The organism is Peribacillus sedimenti (assembly GCF_046237635.1).
GTDB classification, from domain to species: domain Bacteria; phylum Bacillota; class Bacilli; order Bacillales; family DSM-1321; genus Peribacillus; species Peribacillus sedimenti.
Map to the genome: position 1 here is coordinate 1589561 of NZ_CP143547.1, position 17794 is coordinate 1607354.

The window sequence follows — 17794 nt, forward strand, 5'->3', positions numbered from 1 at the left end:
TAGAGGTATATTAGGGGGGAGAATAGTGGAATTCGAATTTTTGGATTTTGATATTATTAGAGGAGAGGAAATTGATTTATATCTTGAAAAAACAGTACCAGGAAACAAGGGAAAGAACTGGGTTCCAGCTTATCATTTCAACATTTGTTTAAGTGGTTCGCTCAAACCTATTGGTAAGATAGATATAAGAATTGGATACACTGAAAACTTATATTATGGTGGTCATATTGGTTATTCAGTAAATGAGGAATATAGAGGTAATCACTATGCTGCAAAATCTGTATTGCTTTTGAGGAAAGTGGCACAGACTCAAAAAATGGAAAAACTGTTTATTACTTGTAATCCAGATAACATCGCTTCAAGAAAAACTTGTGAATATATCGGAGCTAATCTTTTAGAAATCGTTGATATCCCAGAAGACAATGATATGCATCAACGAGGAGAAAAGGAAAAATGTATCTATGAATGGGTGTGTACTTAAATTAGACTTATGTGTTAACGGTTGCGTTGATCCAGCAGGATTAACGGCCTTTATTTTTGAATTTCTTATTGAACAAACGGTGCAGGTAGTGTAATAAGAAATAAAAATAAGCTCTGGTTATACGATGATTTCCAAAGCTCTTTCTTAAAAAATTATAACTTTTACCGAATTTCATAATAATGTTGAAGAACCTTTGGCGGGAAGAAATTGAGCGGCAGTGGTCTTAAGGATACAATAATGCTGGGGGGCATTATAAAGTCGTGTTGTGCTTGTTTTAAACAGTTATACATAGCTTTACCGCCAACGGAATTGGCAGAATGAATAGTTATGCGTTTTGCGAATAGTTTTTCCTTAATCATTTTTTGAACAAGCATAAAACCATTTCTTGTTTTATTTAATAAATCGTGATCCAAAGAGAGATGATTAATATCGAAGTTTTTCAGCAGCTCTACACACTCATCAATGGTCTCGGCTAACACATAACCGTCAGGTGCTTTGCGATAGTCATCCAGGAAAACGCTAATTGTCTCCATTTCTTATACTCCTTCCCTCATACAAGGGATGACTAAGAAAAGTCGGATATTCCTTGGATAAAATAGTTTTATATATAAAGTCTAACACAACATTGAAACACCGAGGACATATTTAACTTAAAAAGCTAAAAAAAAACTAACTTTTAAAATCATAGGCTTTGCCTGCTTATTAAACTAAAGAGTGCTTTACTTCAATAAGGAGTAAGGCTTTTTCTTCTTCAAATAACGGGGCAGGTTAGCTGAAGAAGGATTATTAAACATTTAGTCGAACTCCATTTATATCATTTAACTGGAGGTTCTTTGTATGATAAAAAAGATCATTTATGTTGTTAGACATTGTAAAGCAGTGGGACAACCTTCAGAATCACCCCTAACAGAAGAAGGACTAAAGCAGTCGCGATATTTGGTTGAATTTTTCTCCAATAAGAATATTGAACGAATAATTTCAAGTCCATTTTTACGTGCTATTGAGTCGGTAGAACCTTTAAGTAACAACAAAAACGTAAAAATAGAAATTGATGAGCGTCTGTCAGAAAGAATTCTTTCTACAACAGACTTACCCGATTGGTACGGAAAACTTAAAGACACATTTAAACATAAGCATTTAAAGTTCGAAGGGGGAGAGTCAAGTAATGAAGCAGCAAACCGAATATTAAATGTCGTGGATGATGTTTTTAAAAGTAAGATAGAAAACACATTAATCGTTACTCACGGGAACATAATGTCGCTGCTGCTAAACCATTATAATGATAAGTTTGGATTTGACGGTTGGAATAATTTAAGTAATCCTGATGTTTTTCAATTAATACTAATCAAAAATGAAGTACATATGGAACGGATATGGAGATAGAAACAATAATAAATTAATTGGATAATCCTTCTTGGAATAACGGAGCTGCTGGGCTGAGGTTTTTTCTTATTGTGCTAACGGGGCAGATTAGTTGAACAAGGAACGAATTACCAAGACATAAATAACTCATTTTTTGTGATAATTGAAAGGTATCGAAACTTTAAAGGCCTAGGATAAAAGATGAAGAAATATATACCGTTAAACTTAATTTTGTTTATTTTATTTTTGGCAGGAACCATAGTTATCGTATTTATAATTAATAAGGATATTGATACTTCGCTTTCTTTTAAATTTATTATTGGATATGTAATTTATCTTCTTTTATATGTTTTGTTCTCCATCTTTCTAGTGATTGCGAAGACAAAGAATTTAAATTGGATTCAAATAAGAAAAAGGCTTTTCACATATATTACTTGGTTTATTTCTTTAAGTGCTGCACAATATCTTATTGATTATTTTTTTAGACACTCGGAAATGGATGTTTGGGATTTTGGTATTCCTTTAGGTGTATCATTTGGATTGGCTTTTTCCGATCTAATGACTTGGAAAAAGAAAGACTAAAGCTTTAATGTTTTGCAGTCTTTGCTGAATTAATGCCGTTTTGTTTTTCACTAACGGATGCGTTGATTGATATTTCCTATCAGTAATTAATACCTTTGGGAATAATAGACTACTGTGTAATAAGAGAAGATTTTATAGATAAGGAAATAGCAAACGTATTTTTGTATAAAAGTAAAAAATCCTTTGATAACTTTACGCTTCAGGAAGAAGAAGTTGCGGGCATTGTGAAAGCTGAATTCCACCATTTTGCTGACCTGTGGTTTGGTGAAAGAGAGACAATTAAGATAGGAAGAATTGAAATAAAGAAAGATGGAAATGAAATTTTAATTGATGAGAATGTAGGGAGGAATAAATTTGTACCTCATCAAATTGAATTTTATAAGACTGTTATCGAAAAAAATATACAAAAAATTTAATTGACATAGTCTTATTCAACTATCGGTGCGTCCGTATTATAGGGTTAACCAATTTTTACTGGTTTCTCCTTTTTTTATAGGACCTATTATTTAGGGCTGGGGATATCCGCCAGCCCTTTCGCCTGCTTAATGATCATAATCGTAATACAATTCTTCCGCCCGCTTCTTGTCCGTTCCCTTCAGATAAGACCATATATAGCGAGGGTTTTTGACCATAACCCAATCCCCGAATTTATCAAACTTTCTGCTTGATGTGAGCATGCCAAAAGGGATGATGCCGAAAAGCTTTCGATTTACCAGCCCCCACATCATCAGCCGATGGGCAAAATCAGCGTCTTCGGCCATAAGCAATTCCTCATTGAATCCGTTAATGGCCACGAAATCTTTTCTATAGCACCAGAAAATCCCAACCGAAATCAAACCATACTTGATCAGCATTGGAATGGATATGGCAGCAACAGATGTTAGAATCCCCAAAGACATACGGTCAAATAACCCAGACGTCCCGCCACCGATAAACAACCCGCTGGATAATAATAAATTCACTTTAGATAGGAATCCCTTAGACATTTTGGTATCTGCATCTATCGTAATCAGAATATCTCCAGTGGCAACCTTCGCTCCTGCGTTTCTAATTTTTGAAAGATTTTTGTCCTTATTTTTGATCGTGATTGCATTATAGGATTTTGCGATTTCCTCCGTCCGATCTGTACACCGATTCAACACAACAATAATTTCCACCTGATCCTTATACCGCTCTGAAGCAGCTTTGATGGATTCCAGACACCCTGCTATATATTTTTCTTCATTGTGGGCAGGAATGATGATAGAAAACTTCTTATTCCGATTTTCCTGAGTCAATTTTCTCACCCTTTCTTTATCTAATTCAAATTCAAAAAGTGGCAGCTTAGAAGATTGATTCTAATAACACTCAGTTATATAAAATATGAAAAAAGTGACGGATTGCTTGTACATCTTTGGTGTTTCTTATAAAAATGTTAGATATGTACCATAATAAGCAAGAGGAAACCCAAATTTATGAGGGTTTCCCTTATTTTTTATTATTATCAACATTTAAATTTAACAGAGCCAAACGTTATTACACTAAAGGGGCAGGTTAGTTCAAGAAAGAATTTAGATAATTCTGCTTCTGATAAACAGAATTACGATTCAAAAAGAGTTGCCAAAACAACTCTCTTCTCGAAAAATTGATTTATTATCTACTTCCAATTTACCTATGTATTGATTCAATGCTTGTAATCAGGGCACGCACTGATTTTTATAGAACTTAATACGTCTTTTAGCTGATGGATATGTATAAAAGATTAAAGGAGAATCAAATATGAAAAGTAAAGGAGATAAAATAGATCCATATAGCTTAGGTTCTCTCTTTATTCCTATCTTAGTAAGTACATGTTTTATGTTACTTTCTTATTTCATGTTTTATTGTTCCATATTTGCTCTCTGCAATATTGGACATACATACAGTTTTTTTGAAAAAATCTCGCGTGGTAGCAACGGATATAAGTCTGAATAAAAGATTTTGTCATAGTTCTCATTCCCCAAATCGATTAGTCAATTTAAGTTATTTTATGAATTAAGTCCGTACAATTTACTAAAAATATTCAAATTGCCTATGATTGGGTATTTTAATAAGTACAATAAGGAAGTGAATAGGTGTGAGCAATCAAAAAGTGGCTTATGATTGGAGTTCTTTACGGGAACAATTTAATTTGGAGAAGGACCTTATCCATATAGGATCTTCTCAATTCATCTCCTCCCACCCCATGTACATCCATAAGGCGATTGAACGTTACAGGAGCGAGCTGGACAAGAACCCAACAAAATTTACTGAAAATAATGAGAAAGATTATGCTCAGGACGTCCGTATAAAAGCATCTAAATATCTCGGTATGGAAAATCCTAATCATATTGCTTTAACCGATAGTGCGACTATGGGGCTTGGAATCATTTATACAGGGCTTAACTTACAAAGGGGTCAAGAAATCCTCTCTAGTGAGCATAACCATTACTCTCAGCAGGAAGCAATAAAAAGAGCTACAGACAGGACCAGTGCTACATACAGAGAAATTCCTATATATGACCATTTATCCTCTGTTACGGAAGAAGAAATAGTGGATAAAGTTCTAAAGCAAATAGGAGATAATACGAAGGCCATTGGGATTACCTGGGTGCATTCAGATACTGGTTTAAAAATGCCCATCTCCAAAATTTCAGACGCTCTCTTAAAGATTAACGAGAAGCGGGAAGAGTCCGAGAAGATTCTGTTAATCGTGGACGGAGTGCATGGTTTCGGCATTGAAAAGGAGACGTTTGAAGAACTGGGATGTGACTTCTTTATTACCAGTGGCCACAAATGGCTATATGGTCCTAGAGGAACAGGACTCATCGCAGCCACATCTGAAGCGTGGCAGCACGTTTATCCCGTTATACCTAGTTTTAGAATCATGAATGAGGTCTCTAAAAAGCAATCCCGCCCTGAAAAAATGGATGGAAAACAAATGACTCCTGGAGGATTTCATGCAATGGAACACCGCTGGGCACTGAAAGAAGCCTTTGAATTCATGGAGAAAATCGGGAAGCATCGTATATATAACAGAGTCCATGAACTTACCCGACAAGCCAAAGAAGGCCTTGCATCGATGAACCATGTCTGCCTTCATACACCGATGGAGGACCGGTTATCGGCGGGAATCATTGCTTTCGAAGTAAAAGGGCAAACTTCAAAACAAGCGGTCCAGAAACTTTACGAAAAAAAAATAGTAGCAACAGTCGCACCTTATCGAAGTGAATACGTTCGGATTACTCCAGGGATTTTTAACACCCCGGAAGAAATCGACCGTGTATTACAGGCCATACAAGACCTGAAATAACTTATTATCAATATAAATGTATTTTTGATCTCCTTAAGGAGGTCATTTTTTTATGTTTATTTCCATAAATGTTTTTTATACTCGGCTGATTATAATTCTTCTTCTTTGTACATAATAGAGTTTCGGAGGTGATCATTATGGAAAACCAAAATCAGAACCAACGCCAACAGAACAACAATGGACAAAATAATAACCAACAAGACAATCAACAAGGTGGTATTCTTAATTCCATTGGTGAAGGATTAGAAAATGTGGTTAACACTGTTACAGGTCAAAATCAAAACAATAATCAAAACCGTAACAACCAAAACCAGAACAATCAAAGCAGATAAGAATAAATTTCTCTCGCTGGTGAAGACTCACCAGCGAGGTTATTGGTTACTGACTTATTACATCTATTATCTTCTTGTATACTGCATACGTGAGATCTAGGACGTCCAGCAAGGGGATTTGTAGTGGAACTTCAACTCTAGTAGCTACTTCAATTTCTCTCTTGGTTTTGTAACTCACCTCGATTGCCATTCTGTTTACATTCATCAAAAAAGCAACTATCAACTGACAGTTGCACCAAGAGGGCTAAAGGAGATAATTCCTTTCACCAAACAAGAGTGATTGTGCATCTTATTTACAATAATGTGAGAAGTTGTACTTAAACTAATGGGTGCAAAAGTAAAATGTTGGAATGCAACAGAAAAAGACCAACTCACAGAATTGGTCCCTAATCTTTTTCCGTTTATTCAGTAATGACTTTTTTATCCTTACCCTTAATGATGATTTCATAATGGCCATCGTCTTGCTTTACTTGGTTCCAGATCTCGTCAGTATGGATAAACTCTTCAATCATGGTTCGAAGATCAGCTGCCAGCACTGCTGCTTTCGGGTCGGTACTTGGGAGTTTAATGCCAATGTGGATTTGCATCATCTTTCCCTTTAGACTCTTATAGCCGACACTAGAAACTTTGTATTTTTTGTACATTTTTAATTCGCTACCTATACCGGAAATCGCATTTCCCCACCGCTGGTACTGCTGTTCCTTTGCCAAGTTAAAAATACGGCGTTCTATCTTTACGTTGTCCTTACCGGCTGCTTTCAAAGCATCGGTTATGTTTTTTTCAATTTCAGCAATTTTTTCGGGGCTTTCTGTATTGGGGAATTCGAGGTGAACCGTGTTCTGTCCGCCTCCCCATGATTGCTTGTAATCGTGAAATGTGAGGATCGGCTCAACTATTTGTGCTATTTCATCCCATTCCTTTTGATAACGGGCATCTTTTTCTTTCCATTCCTGCGAAGGCTCTTTATGTTGTTTTACCTTCACATAATAATCTTCATAAACTGTACCCTCGTATTGGTTACTGTTAATTATGTTGAAAGCAGTTTTTTCAACGCCTTCTTTCATTTCCTCTACCTGTTCTTTTGAAGCATCAAGAAAGATATAAACACCTTCCTTGCTGCCGCCTACATGTTCGACCACTTGTTTAATCGGGAATCCTTCTTTTTTAAGGTTCTTTTCAATCTGCTGTACTGGTGTATCAAAGCGATCATAAATAGTACTCAGCGGGGGAATCTTTGAGACCATTTTTGCCATCGTTGGCGAAACAAAGCCGGAACCAATGAGTAATAGAAAACAGGCTGAGGCAGCCAACACGGTCGCAGCTGATTTTTTAACTGTACTCCACTGTTTCCTCGTTCTTTTTTCATGCTGTTCCCATTCTCGGTCAACCTGATTGATGCGGCTGTCATCAAACTCACCATTTTGATAACGTTGAGGCAGCTTTTTCGTAAAGTTTTCAAGAGACACTGGGACTTGAAGCTGATCCAGATTGGTGTGCTTGTCCATATTCTCTTTATTAGACACCATAGGTTTTTACCTCCAAAGGATATTCGTTGTTTTTTTGCATCATTTCGGCAAGCTTTTTCCTGCCACGGCTAAGTCGGGTTTTAATTGTATTTGTATTCTCATTTAGGATCAGACTGATCTCCTTTACCGAAAATCCCTCATAATAGTAAAGCAGCATCGGCACGCTTTGCTCCTCGTTTAAACTGGTAATCATCCCGAGCATCTCCTTAGTATTCTCGTTTTGGATGGCTTGCTGCTGTGCGGAGGCAGAATTGAGCGCAGCTAATGCTTCGGGATTTTCGTCAATATTGCCCGTTTGTTGACGGGAGTTTTTTCGATAGATATCGATGGATCGAAGATAAACAAGACGATAAAACCAAGCTTTAAAATTTCGTATCTCTTTATTTCGCATAATACTTATATAGCAGTCTTCCAATGCAGTTTGAACAGCATCCTCTGCCATTTCTTTCGACCGTAGAACCAAATAGGCGGTTTTATAGGCAGATGCTAAAAATTCCTCAACCAGTTGGCTGAATGCTATCTCATCCCCTAAGCGGATGCGGTTCATCAAATTGCTATCATTTTTCAAAATGGGGTACCTCCATTTTCTTTGTTTCTAGTAATAAGTCGTTTTTAGTCTCTAGTTTGGTTTCATTTTTAAAAAAATTTTTTCAGAAAGGCTATAATTCCAATATCAGAGTACCGGAGTGAAATAATGCAAAATCTAGTCAGTAGTAAGTCTATATTCCTCAACTCTGTTCGGCTGACAGGGAAAGGGGTGCGGGCCAGCTTTCATTTATGGCTGCTTTTCTTATTGAACAGACGGGCACGTAGTTGAAGAAGGGAAATATATCAAGATAGTCTCCTCGCCAATACTGCATATTGAAAAAGACCAATTTAATTGGCCCTTTATCAAGTATTAGTGGTTGAGTTCGAAGTGCTCCTCTTTTAACTGGATTATTTCTATGTCGTTATGTCGTTCTTGCAGTTTCTTGGCAAAACTTTCTACTCCGAATAGTTCAGTGAAAGTATGACTACCCGCTACAAGGTTGATCCCTGCGAATTGTGCGTATTGAATAGAATATAAGGTTGCCTCCCCCGTATATAAGTATCACACCCGTCATTTAGAGCTAATTGAATATAATCTGACGAATGACCAGCACCAGTTAAGACACCAATCCTCTTAACATTTTTCCGGTTGTTTTTCCAAGCTCTTACGGGCTCATTCAATTCGTTCCTCATTCTTTCTACTAAAGTGTCAAATTTTATTGGATCGATAAACTCGCCCACTCCAGGTCTATCACCATTGTCGTATACAGAATACTTCACAATATTATCTATACCGATTACTTTCATTAGCGAGGTACACGTACCAAAGTCAACAAAATCCAAAGGAGCGTGTATCCAAAAATGACTTATATTGTATTCTTTTAATTTCTTTACACATTGATCACTTAATCCGTATATAAAATCCCAGGCATCGTGGTGAGTTATCATCAGATCAATATTATTTAAATATGCCTTTTCGATCGTCTCTATTGAAAGGTTCGTAGCATATCCAATTTTTGAAATTAAGTTGTTCGTCGTATTAGTGAAGCCATAATCATCTGCAAACTGTTCTAATAAATCGTTGCCAAATAGTTCTCTGATAGTTAATTCCAGTAGTTTCAAATTCATATTTATATCGACTCCTTTTGGAAATTTTAACATAATGTGGAATTAAAATTGTGTGATTGTAGTAATGTACATTACATTATTTAGAATGAGAGTAAGGACCGGAGTTTTTGAGGCTGCTCGGTACTTACTCAACTAAAGTGGCAGGTTTGTTGCAGAAGGAATATAAATGAATTTGGTAGAATAAGTAAATTTGATATAAATCTTAACGTCTAAATATTATTAAGGGGAGAATGTCTATGGGATGTAACGAGGTAAAAAGTTTAAACTAATTAAAGAGTGGGGGAAAAAAATATGAAACAATTGGGGACGCTATATTTTTTCTGTGGAAAAATGGGAGCTGGGAAATCAACTAAATCAAAACAGTTGGCGAAAGATAAACATGCGGTATTATTGTCTGAGGATGAATGGCTTTCATCTCTTTATCCCAATCAGATTGCATCATTTGATGACTATCTCAAATTCTCAACGCAGCTCAAACCGTTGGTGAAAAAGCATGTGCAAAACATATTAAGTGTCGGTACAGATGTCGTGATGGATTTTCCAGGCAACACTCAAAAACTGCGAAAGTGGTTGTTGAATATCGCGTCAGAGATCAATGCAGGCCATCAACTAATTTTCCTTAATCTAAATGACGAGCAATGCTTACGCCAAATTGCACAAAGGCGTAACGAACAACCCGAAAGAGCAGATTTTGATACGGAAGCTGTGTTTATTCATGTTACTAGTTTTTTTGAAGCACCAAAGGCATCCGAGGGTTTAAATATTTTAGAGTTTAGCGGAAAAGAATAACAAGGAGTTCACTGATTCTTGTGTATAGAGTGCCTTTTGTTCTGGGAAGTTCTCTATAAGATACAAAATGAAATGTGAGTAAGAAAAGTTACAATGTATATACGCTAAAATCAATGTACCTTTGTTAAGTGATACAATTAAACTGACAGGGGCGAGAGTTGAAGTTCACAGCTGCTTTTCTGCAGCTTTTTCTTATTGAGCTAACGTGGCAGGTTAGTTGAAGAACGAAATTACTTAAATTAGTTATTAAAGACGATTGCCTCAGGAGCAATTATGCCTCTTTTGTTGAAATTTAATTGAACTAATATATTTAGAATATTAATGGAGAGTTTAGAAGTGGAGATTATACAGGAAGTCTTAAATGGTTATTTTAATGCTTGGAATAATGGTTTCATCGCTAAGAACGGTGATGAAATCAGGAACTATATGTCCACAATATTGTCGGGTATTGGGCTCATTCGAATATAGATTTATCAGGGGGAAGACACACATTGGAAGGTAAAGCATAAAAAAGGAAAACAGGTTTATGGTACATTTTACCTGAATGAATGCCATAAAAAGTTATGTTCACATAAAACAAATAGTGCTATTATTACTTCGGGTTTATAGTCATAGTAAAATATATACATATTTAAATAATTTTTCATGGCACATTGCAACCTAGAAGGGAAACATAATATGCAGGATTGGATACAAATACAAAAAGATTCACCACATCACCGAACTGCGGTAACTCTATTTCCTATGATTCTATTTTTGGGATACTTTCACCCGATGATTTCAGGAATAGGAATGGTTGCGTTCTTTTTGGTCACATCATTTAGACTATTAAAAACAATGCTATTGTACATGCTGATATTAGGCAGTATATCGGCTCTTATTCCACCGTTAGCACCGATTATTTTAATTATTATGATTGTTCTATTTATCATGAGAATCGGATTTGTCATAAAAAATTGGCGGCCTTTTGTAGCTGGTATCGTTATCTATGGAGGTGCGAGTCTGGTTATCGGCAAAATTAGCGCGAACCCCTACAGGTGGTTGTCAATCAATTTTACTTTTTCAGCCTTTCTTGAAGCGGTCATAGTGGCGTTGATTGCATTCTTTGCTTTGAGGGCTACCTTAGTCTGGCTATACCAACAGAATTATAATAGCTCTACTGCATTAGGCATAATGGGAAGCGCTCCTTTAATCATCATTTCATTTATCCTTCCATTTCTAAAGATGCATATTGGCGGCGATTTTTTTGCCCCTGATGCTGCAGTTACAGATGGACATGTGATGGCTGGCGGGAATCATGTCGGCACAAGTGGTCATTCGAATGTAATGGCGGCTTCCGATACCATTTTGCCGTCGTCTGAAACGGGAACAGTGAACGGTACTCATTTACAGCATGTACAGGCACATGTAAGGACAGCACCAGACGGCGACCCTACAAACAACTTATCTTACCATGGACCGGATGCAAAGCCGCCCAATATGGCCAATCTGGTTCAAGTTGATGGCTATGTAAGGACAGCACCAGATGGTGATCCTACTAATAACTTATCTTATCACGGACCGGATGCAAACCTGGCCAATACCGCACAACAGGTTCACGTTGATGACTATGTAAGGATAGCTCAAGAAGGAGATATAACGAATAATCTTTCTCATGTGCAGAGCCCGAATCCTACTCAGCCTAGCCATTCAATAGCTGTAGACAACGTGAAGCCGCTCAAAAGTTCGTCCATTATGTCAGATGAAGTAGCAGCATCTATTGAACCTGGAAAATTAACAGAAGAAAAAAAGAAAAAAGACATATAATATAAAATGTCTGCATAAACACAATCTGTATTTTACCGGATAAATCTTGCAAAATCGTAATGAAAATTGGCAGCTGGCTTAAAGGTTGTTCAATTACGTCTTAGGCCAGCTTTTTGTGTCTTTTTCAAACCATTCAGACGCTGAAAAACAGCACATTAAATTAGAGTTAAAGTATAAAAAAGATTGTGAAGGATTACACTTAAACAAACGAGGACATTAGTGAAATAAGTCGGGGCTGCTACAGCAGCCTTTTTTGATTTTCATTTACGGTCAGGATAATTGAATGAGGATTTTATTACCTAATAAGAAGGGAAGATTATATTCAGCATTGAATATATAAAGCATTGAATTATAAAGGGGTATGTGATGCACTGAATCTTTATATCAGGAGGTTGTTAGGTATGTCGAGAGAATTATGGTTGAACCTGCCAGTCAGAGATCCAGAGCGGGCAAAGACTTTTTATACGCAGCTCGGTTTTCGATTGAATGAGCAGTATGTGAGTCAAGACGGGGCATCCAGCTTTATTGTTGGGGACAATCAGGTTGTTTTAATGCTCTTTCCGGAAACCGCATTCCGCGGTTTTGCTGGTAATGCTGTGGCGAATTCGCGGCAAGGAACTGAAGTGTTGTTCTCTCTGGGGGCGAACTCTAGGGATGAAGTTGATGAGTTTGCCTTGAAGGCTGAACGTGCCGGCGGCATTGTATTCAGCAAGCCGGGCGAAAAGAATGGCTGGATGTACGGATGCGGTTTTGCCGATCCAGACGGTCATCGGTGGAACGCGTTATATATGGATATGAGTAAAATGCCATAAGGCTGAAAAACTGATTTGCCAATGTGATGAGTTTTAACTCAGAAAGTAAATAAAGTTACATTACTATTCGGGGGATTTAGTTCATTTTAAAAAGGCCTGTATTGTAGATTAATTGATAAGCTGCGATACAGGCTTTATATATCTGTTACTAATTGTCCCTATATTTAATAAAGAACTATAGTAGCCAGTAGTCCTTATTCGAGCTCATTCTCCGAATTCTATATTCAAGACGAGATTAAAAAGGAAAATTACATAAGGATAAACATTACCGACCTGGGTGCAAAAGAAGTAGCGGGAATGATTAAGAAGAGATTCCAACTGTGACATTGGTATGTATGGACAAAAGAAACTGAGCTGCTTATAAGTAGCTTTTTTTGTTTGCTGGACTAAAGGATCAGGATAGTATTATGACGATTTGTTACAAAAAAGGACAGTTACGATAAATAATACGGTAACTGTCCTTTTCCCTAATTTAATTATACCATTATTAACTAACCATTTTCAGTCTGTTTTTTATTTATTCAATTGTTAGTATTAAACAAATGAATTTACTTCTTCGGTGATACATGTAACCGTAATTGGTTGGTCAGATGAACGATTTTTGTCATACGATCCGTCTTGGTAAGTAGCGATAAATGGGAGGGGAAGCAATGACACCATATGTTCTAGAGTTTCCGGAAATTGATAAAACGATACAAATGGCGGTCGGAGGAAAAGGGGTTAATTTAGCGGAACTATCGAAGATTCATGGAATACACGTGCCAGAAGGATTTTGTGTTACGACTAAAGCTTATAGAAAATCCCTCGAAAAAAATGAAGCCCTCCGCGCATTGTTAGATCAACTAACCCTGCTAAAAGCAGAGGATCTAGAGCAAATTGGTCAAGTCAGCAGGGAGATTCGGAAAGTCATTCTGGAAACAGGAATTCCTTCGGATGTTGTGAAAGCTGTTGCCCACTATCTCTCCCGGTATGGCAGTGAACATGCTTATGCAGTTCGTTCCAGTGCAACTGCTGAAGATTTACCACATGCCTCCTTTGCTGGTCAACAGGATACCTATCTAAACATCAAAGGGAAAACTGCAATTTTACAACATATTAGTAAGTGCTGGGCTTCACTATTTACTGATCGTGCAGTTATTTATCGCATGCAAAACGGATTTGAACATCGAAAGGTTTATCTGTCTGTTGTTATCCAAAGGATGATTTTCCCGCAAGCTTCCGGAATACTTTTTACAGCTGAACCATTTACCTCAAACCGAAAGGTGCTGACGATCGACGCCAGCTCTGGACTGGGTGAGGCGCTTGTCTCTGGCATGGTGTCAGCGGACAATTATAAAGTTAGGGAAGGTTGTATTGTGGAAAAGACGATCTCTGCCAAAAAGCTGGCTATATGCACACGAAAAGAAGGCGGAACGGAGGAAAAGGAAATTAGGCGGGATCACCAGAATCTGTCTACACTTTCAGATGTGCAAGTGTTGGAGCTTGAAAGGATCGGCAGAAAGCTTGAAGCGTATTTTGGCTGTCCTCAAGATATAGAATGGTGTTTGGTTGATGATACATTTTACATTGTCCAGAGTCGGCCAATCACTACTTTATACCCCATCCCTGAAGTGAATGATCAAGAAAACCGCGTCTATGTATCTGTCGGTCATCAACAAATGATGACCGATCCCATGAAACCATTGGGATTGTCTTTATTCCAGTTAACAGCTGCCCGACCCATGTATAAAGCTGGTGGTAGGTTGTTTGTGGATATCACAAAAGATCTGGCTTCACCTGTTAAAAGAGATATTGTGGTGGGTGTCTTGGGAAAGTCTGAACCACTCATAAAAGACGCACTTAAGACCGTCCTAGAGCGGGGAGATTTTATAAAATCGTTATCGAATGATAAAAAAGAACTCAGTCCCCGTAAAAGCAACAAAGGTATATCGTCTTCGGGTTTTCAAGAGCAAATCGAAAACAATCCTGCAATAGTTTCTGATTTGATTAAGAGAAGTCAAACATCGATTGAAGAGTTAACGCAAAACATCCAAACGAAATCAGGTTCGGATCTTTTTGATTTTATCCTGAAAGATATCCAGCAATTAAAAAAGATTTTATTTGACCCACAAAGTTCAGCTGTTATTATGGCTGCTATGGATGCTTCATCATGGATCAATGAAAACATCAGCGAGTGGTTAGGTGAAAAAAACGCAGCAGACATGCTTTCTTTATCTGTACCAAACAACATTACTTCAGAAATGGGCCTGGAGTTATTGGGTGTTGGAGATGTGATTCGTCCTTATCCAGAAGTAATTGATTATTTACAACATGTAAAAGATGATAATTTTTTGGATGAACTGGTTAAGTTTGAAGGTGGACAGGAAACGCAAGACGCTATCTATGGTTATCTTAACAAATACGGAATGCGATGTGCTGGAGAGATCGATATTACTAAAACTCGTTGGAGTGAAAAACCAACTGCACTTGTCCGAATGATTCTCAATAACATCAAAGAAATTGAGCCTAATTCTGGCAATCGGAGATTTGAGCAAGGGCGACAGGAAGCTTTGAAAAAAGAACAAGAGTTATTAGAACGATTGAAGCAATTACCGGACGGTGATCGAAAAGCCGAAGAGACAAAACGAATGATCAGCCTAATACGGAACTTCAGCGGGTTTAGGGAATATCCAAAATACGGCATGATTAATCGCTATTTCATTTATAAGCAGGCTTTACTGAAGGAAGCCGAACTACTCGTAAAAGCCAGCGTTATTCATGAAAAAGAAGATATATACTATCTCACTTTTGAAGAACTTTACGAAGTCGTACGTACAAACAAACTGGATTATCAGATCATCAGTAAACGAAAAGACGAGTACAAATTATATGAAAAATTAACTCCCCCGCGTGTTATCACGTCTGATGGTGAAATTATTGAGGGTAACTACAAACGAGAAAATCCTCCAGCCGAAGCTATGTTAGGTTTGCCTGTTTCTTCCGGAATTGTAGAAGGGCGGGCACGCATCATCTTAAACATGGAAGATGCTCATTTGGAAGATGGAGATATATTAGTTACCTCCTTTACTGACCCTGGCTGGACACCATTATTTGTATCCGTAAAAGGTCTGGTCACCGAGGTTGGCGGACTGATGACCCATGGTGCAGTTATCGCGCGTGAATATGGCTTGCCAGCAGTTGTCGGTGTGGAAAATGCAACGAAGATCATCAAGGATGGACAAAGGATCAGGGTGAATGGAACGGAAGGGTATATAGAAATACTATAATTATTTACATGTTAATCATAAAAGAAGAGAATGCGTATTAGAACAATTATTGACATTTGTTAAATTGCAAATAATTGTCACTAGGACATATAGGGGGGCAGTAGCTGAACGCAATTAAAGTCTGTAATACTTTTTAGTGATGAAACAAAAGTGCCTTTCAGGGAGTTCAGGGAGGTCTAAGAGACTTGAAGCTTCCCTTCCCTAAACTGTTGCTTTAAGGTAACGAGTTGCTGCCTTTTATTATTTTTGAAGGTGAATAATAATAATGTGAAAAAATGCATTTTAAAGTTACGGGTGCGTTTTCCAAGAAGGATAACGCATCTTTTTGTTGAAGTTATTGCATTAAGGAGCAGTTTAGCCCTTATTCAGTTAGAGGAAAACCAAGGGGGAAAATAATATGACAAAGAGAAATAAGGAGCTGTCACTAGAACAAAGTGAAAAACTACTCGGAACTTTGAAAGCACGTTTTGAGAAAAACATGCACCGACATAACGGGCTTGAATGGGCTAAAGTTCAAGCTAGGATCGAAGCTAACACCGACAAACTGTGGTCGCTCAATGAAATGGAGGGAACTGGCGGTGAACCCGATGTTGTTGGCCATGATAAAGAGACGGGCGAATACATTTTTTATGATTGTTCAGCGGAAAGTCCCAAAGGTCGCAGAAGTGTTTGTTACGACCGTGAAGCTCTGGAATCAAGAAAAAAACACAAGCCAGAAAATAACGCTATTGATATGGCGACTGCCATGGGAATTGAACTTTTAACAGAAGAGCAATACCGGGTTCTGCAGAAACTTGAAAATTTCGATATGAAAACATCGAGCTGGGTGCAGACACCTGCTAATATTAGAAAACTTGGCGGGGCCATCTTCTGTGATTATCGCTACGACACTGTATTTGTGTATCACAATGGAGCGGAATCCTATTATGCTGCAAGGGGGTTCCGTGGCTCGCTAAGGGTCTAAATTTTGCAGATTTAAATTTGAGAAAGGGATTACTTGAGGAAAGGCTTTAAGGATAGTGTTCCATTCATTTTTATAAGGCATTTAGATCATAACGAGGAAAGTCAGTACTAAAAAATTTTTGATGGTTCTGGTTACATAGCGTTCAGTGCTTTTATGGCTAATTGAGGTATTAGTGCTATCAAAATTATGTAGGGAGCATTCTTATGGTATATGATCCTCAAAATAAAACAATTACCACTAACAGGCTAGTGCTAAGGCTTTTTCAAAAATCTGATGCAGCAGCAGTTACTAGACTTTGTAATAATTATAATATTTATAAACATACCTTGTACCTGCCTTATCCATACTCTATGGAAGATGCTTTATCATGGATCAAACGTCATCTTGACCATTTTAAGTCCGATAAATTATATGAATTTGCTATAACGAATAAGGAAACTGGAGAATTATATGGGGCTATAGCCCTTTCTAATAACCAAAATTTTAATAACGGTGAAATAGCGTATTGGATTGGTGAAGAATTTTGGGGACACGGGTATGCTACAGAGGCAGCGCAAGCTATATTACAATTTGCATTTATTGAAAAGCAATACCATAAAGTATTTGCCCGCTACTTTAGTTCAAATCCAGCTTCAGGTAAAGTTTTGGAAAAAATAGGAATGAAACAAGAAGGGATATTAATTGACCATGTCCGGAAAGAAAATCGTTATATAAATCTTGTGTATTATGGGATTATTAACTCTATGCGATAGGTTGCTTCAGCTGAAGAAGATGTACGGTTATTCCCTTCTTAAACCAAGAAGGGTTTTAGTATGTTTATAGGGGTTTATTATAGTATTTTCGGAATGGCTCTTGGCTCTTTTCATTGCTGCGGGTTACTAGGTTTGTGCTCACCATTCCAGCGATGG

Annotated in this window: 16 protein-coding genes and 1 pseudogene; 12 read left to right on the forward strand and 5 right to left on the reverse strand. The window is 37.5% G+C overall.

The genetic code is table 11. The features are described 5' to 3' along the window. Positions 1 to 25: 25 nt before the first annotated feature. Complete coding sequence (locus tag V1500_RS07910; protein ID WP_409305019.1) at positions 26 to 481, forward strand: GNAT family N-acetyltransferase; 456 nt, start codon at positions 26 to 28, stop codon at positions 479 to 481. Between the two features lie 161 nt (positions 482 to 642). Here V1500_RS07910 and V1500_RS07915 read toward each other — a convergent pair whose 3' ends face one another. Then, entirely contained in the window at positions 643 to 1014 is a 372-nt protein-coding gene (locus tag V1500_RS07915; RefSeq protein ID WP_409305020.1) for a cyclic-phosphate processing receiver domain-containing protein, read from the reverse strand. 304 nt (positions 1015 to 1318) lie between these two features. Between V1500_RS07915 and V1500_RS07920 the strand changes: the two genes are divergently transcribed. From V1500_RS07920 to V1500_RS07930, 3 genes are all read left to right on the forward strand, one after another. Beyond that, on the forward strand, positions 1319 to 1864 hold the full coding sequence (locus tag V1500_RS07920) for a histidine phosphatase family protein (RefSeq protein ID WP_409305021.1): 546 nt from the start codon (positions 1319 to 1321) through the stop codon (positions 1862 to 1864). A gap of 180 nt (positions 1865 to 2044) precedes the next feature. Continuing rightward, a complete protein-coding gene (locus tag V1500_RS07925; protein ID WP_409305022.1) occupies positions 2045 to 2425 on the forward strand; it encodes a hypothetical protein in 381 nt (126 codons plus the stop codon). Positions 2426 to 2520: 95 nt separating this feature from the next. Then, entirely contained in the window at positions 2521 to 2841 is a 321-nt protein-coding gene (locus V1500_RS07930) for a hypothetical protein (protein WP_409305023.1), read from the forward strand. 126 nt (positions 2842 to 2967) lie between these two features. Here V1500_RS07930 and V1500_RS07935 read toward each other — a convergent pair whose 3' ends face one another. After that, positions 2968 to 3711: a glycosyltransferase gene (locus V1500_RS07935; RefSeq protein WP_409305024.1), complete on the reverse strand. Its 744-nt coding sequence runs from the start codon at positions 3709 to 3711 to the stop codon at positions 2968 to 2970. 809 nt (positions 3712 to 4520) lie between these two features. On the opposite strand from V1500_RS07935, the gene V1500_RS07940 reads away from it, so the two are divergent. Continuing rightward, positions 4521 to 5735 carry an aminotransferase class V-fold PLP-dependent enzyme gene (locus tag V1500_RS07940; RefSeq protein WP_409305025.1) on the forward strand — a complete coding sequence of 405 codons (1215 nt, stop codon included), beginning with the start codon at positions 4521 to 4523 and terminating at the stop codon, positions 5733 to 5735. A gap of 137 nt (positions 5736 to 5872) precedes the next feature. Continuing rightward, a complete protein-coding gene (locus V1500_RS07945) occupies positions 5873 to 6067 on the forward strand; it encodes a hypothetical protein (RefSeq protein WP_409305026.1) in 195 nt (64 codons plus the stop codon). Between the two features lie 401 nt (positions 6068 to 6468). On the opposite strand, the gene V1500_RS07950 is transcribed toward V1500_RS07945, so the two are convergent. The 3 genes and pseudogenes from V1500_RS07950 to V1500_RS07960 form a co-directional block, all read right to left on the reverse strand. After that, complete coding sequence (locus V1500_RS07950) at positions 6469 to 7593, reverse strand: DUF4179 domain-containing protein (RefSeq protein WP_409305027.1); 1125 nt, start codon at positions 7591 to 7593, stop codon at positions 6469 to 6471. After that, a complete protein-coding gene (locus V1500_RS07955; RefSeq protein WP_409305028.1) occupies positions 7583 to 8161 on the reverse strand; it encodes an RNA polymerase sigma factor in 579 nt (192 codons plus the stop codon). The genes V1500_RS07950 and V1500_RS07955 overlap by 11 nt, the downstream gene beginning before the upstream one ends. Before the next feature lie 330 nt (positions 8162 to 8491). Beyond that, positions 8492 to 9282: pseudogene (locus tag V1500_RS07960) on the reverse strand (Nif3-like dinuclear metal center hexameric protein). A gap of 258 nt (positions 9283 to 9540) precedes the next feature. Between V1500_RS07960 and V1500_RS07965 the strand changes: the two are divergent. The 6 genes from V1500_RS07965 to V1500_RS07990 all read left to right on the forward strand — a co-directional run bounded on the left by V1500_RS07965 (position 9541) and on the right by V1500_RS07990 (position 17638). Next, positions 9541 to 10038: an AAA family ATPase gene (locus V1500_RS07965; RefSeq protein ID WP_409305029.1), complete on the forward strand. Its 498-nt coding sequence runs from the start codon at positions 9541 to 9543 to the stop codon at positions 10036 to 10038. A gap of 774 nt (positions 10039 to 10812) precedes the next feature. After that, positions 10813 to 11844 carry a hypothetical protein gene (locus V1500_RS07970; RefSeq protein WP_409305030.1) on the forward strand — a complete coding sequence of 344 codons (1032 nt, stop codon included), beginning with the start codon at positions 10813 to 10815 and terminating at the stop codon, positions 11842 to 11844. A gap of 401 nt (positions 11845 to 12245) precedes the next feature. Continuing rightward, positions 12246 to 12656 (forward strand): VOC family protein, encoded by a 411-nt coding sequence (locus V1500_RS07975; protein ID WP_409305031.1) that lies wholly within the window; start codon positions 12246 to 12248, stop codon positions 12654 to 12656. Positions 12657 to 13306: 650 nt separating this feature from the next. Continuing rightward, on the forward strand, positions 13307 to 15922 hold the full coding sequence (gene ppsA / locus V1500_RS07980) for a phosphoenolpyruvate synthase (RefSeq protein ID WP_409305032.1): 2616 nt from the start codon (positions 13307 to 13309) through the stop codon (positions 15920 to 15922). Positions 15923 to 16319: 397 nt separating this feature from the next. Then, positions 16320 to 16886, forward strand: coding sequence for a DUF4256 domain-containing protein (locus V1500_RS07985; protein WP_409305033.1), 567 nt, complete (start codon positions 16320 to 16322; stop codon positions 16884 to 16886). Positions 16887 to 17089: 203 nt separating this feature from the next. After that, positions 17090 to 17638 carry a GNAT family N-acetyltransferase gene (locus tag V1500_RS07990; protein WP_409305034.1) on the forward strand — a complete coding sequence of 183 codons (549 nt, stop codon included), beginning with the start codon at positions 17090 to 17092 and terminating at the stop codon, positions 17636 to 17638. Positions 17639 to 17794: the final 156 nt, after the last annotated feature.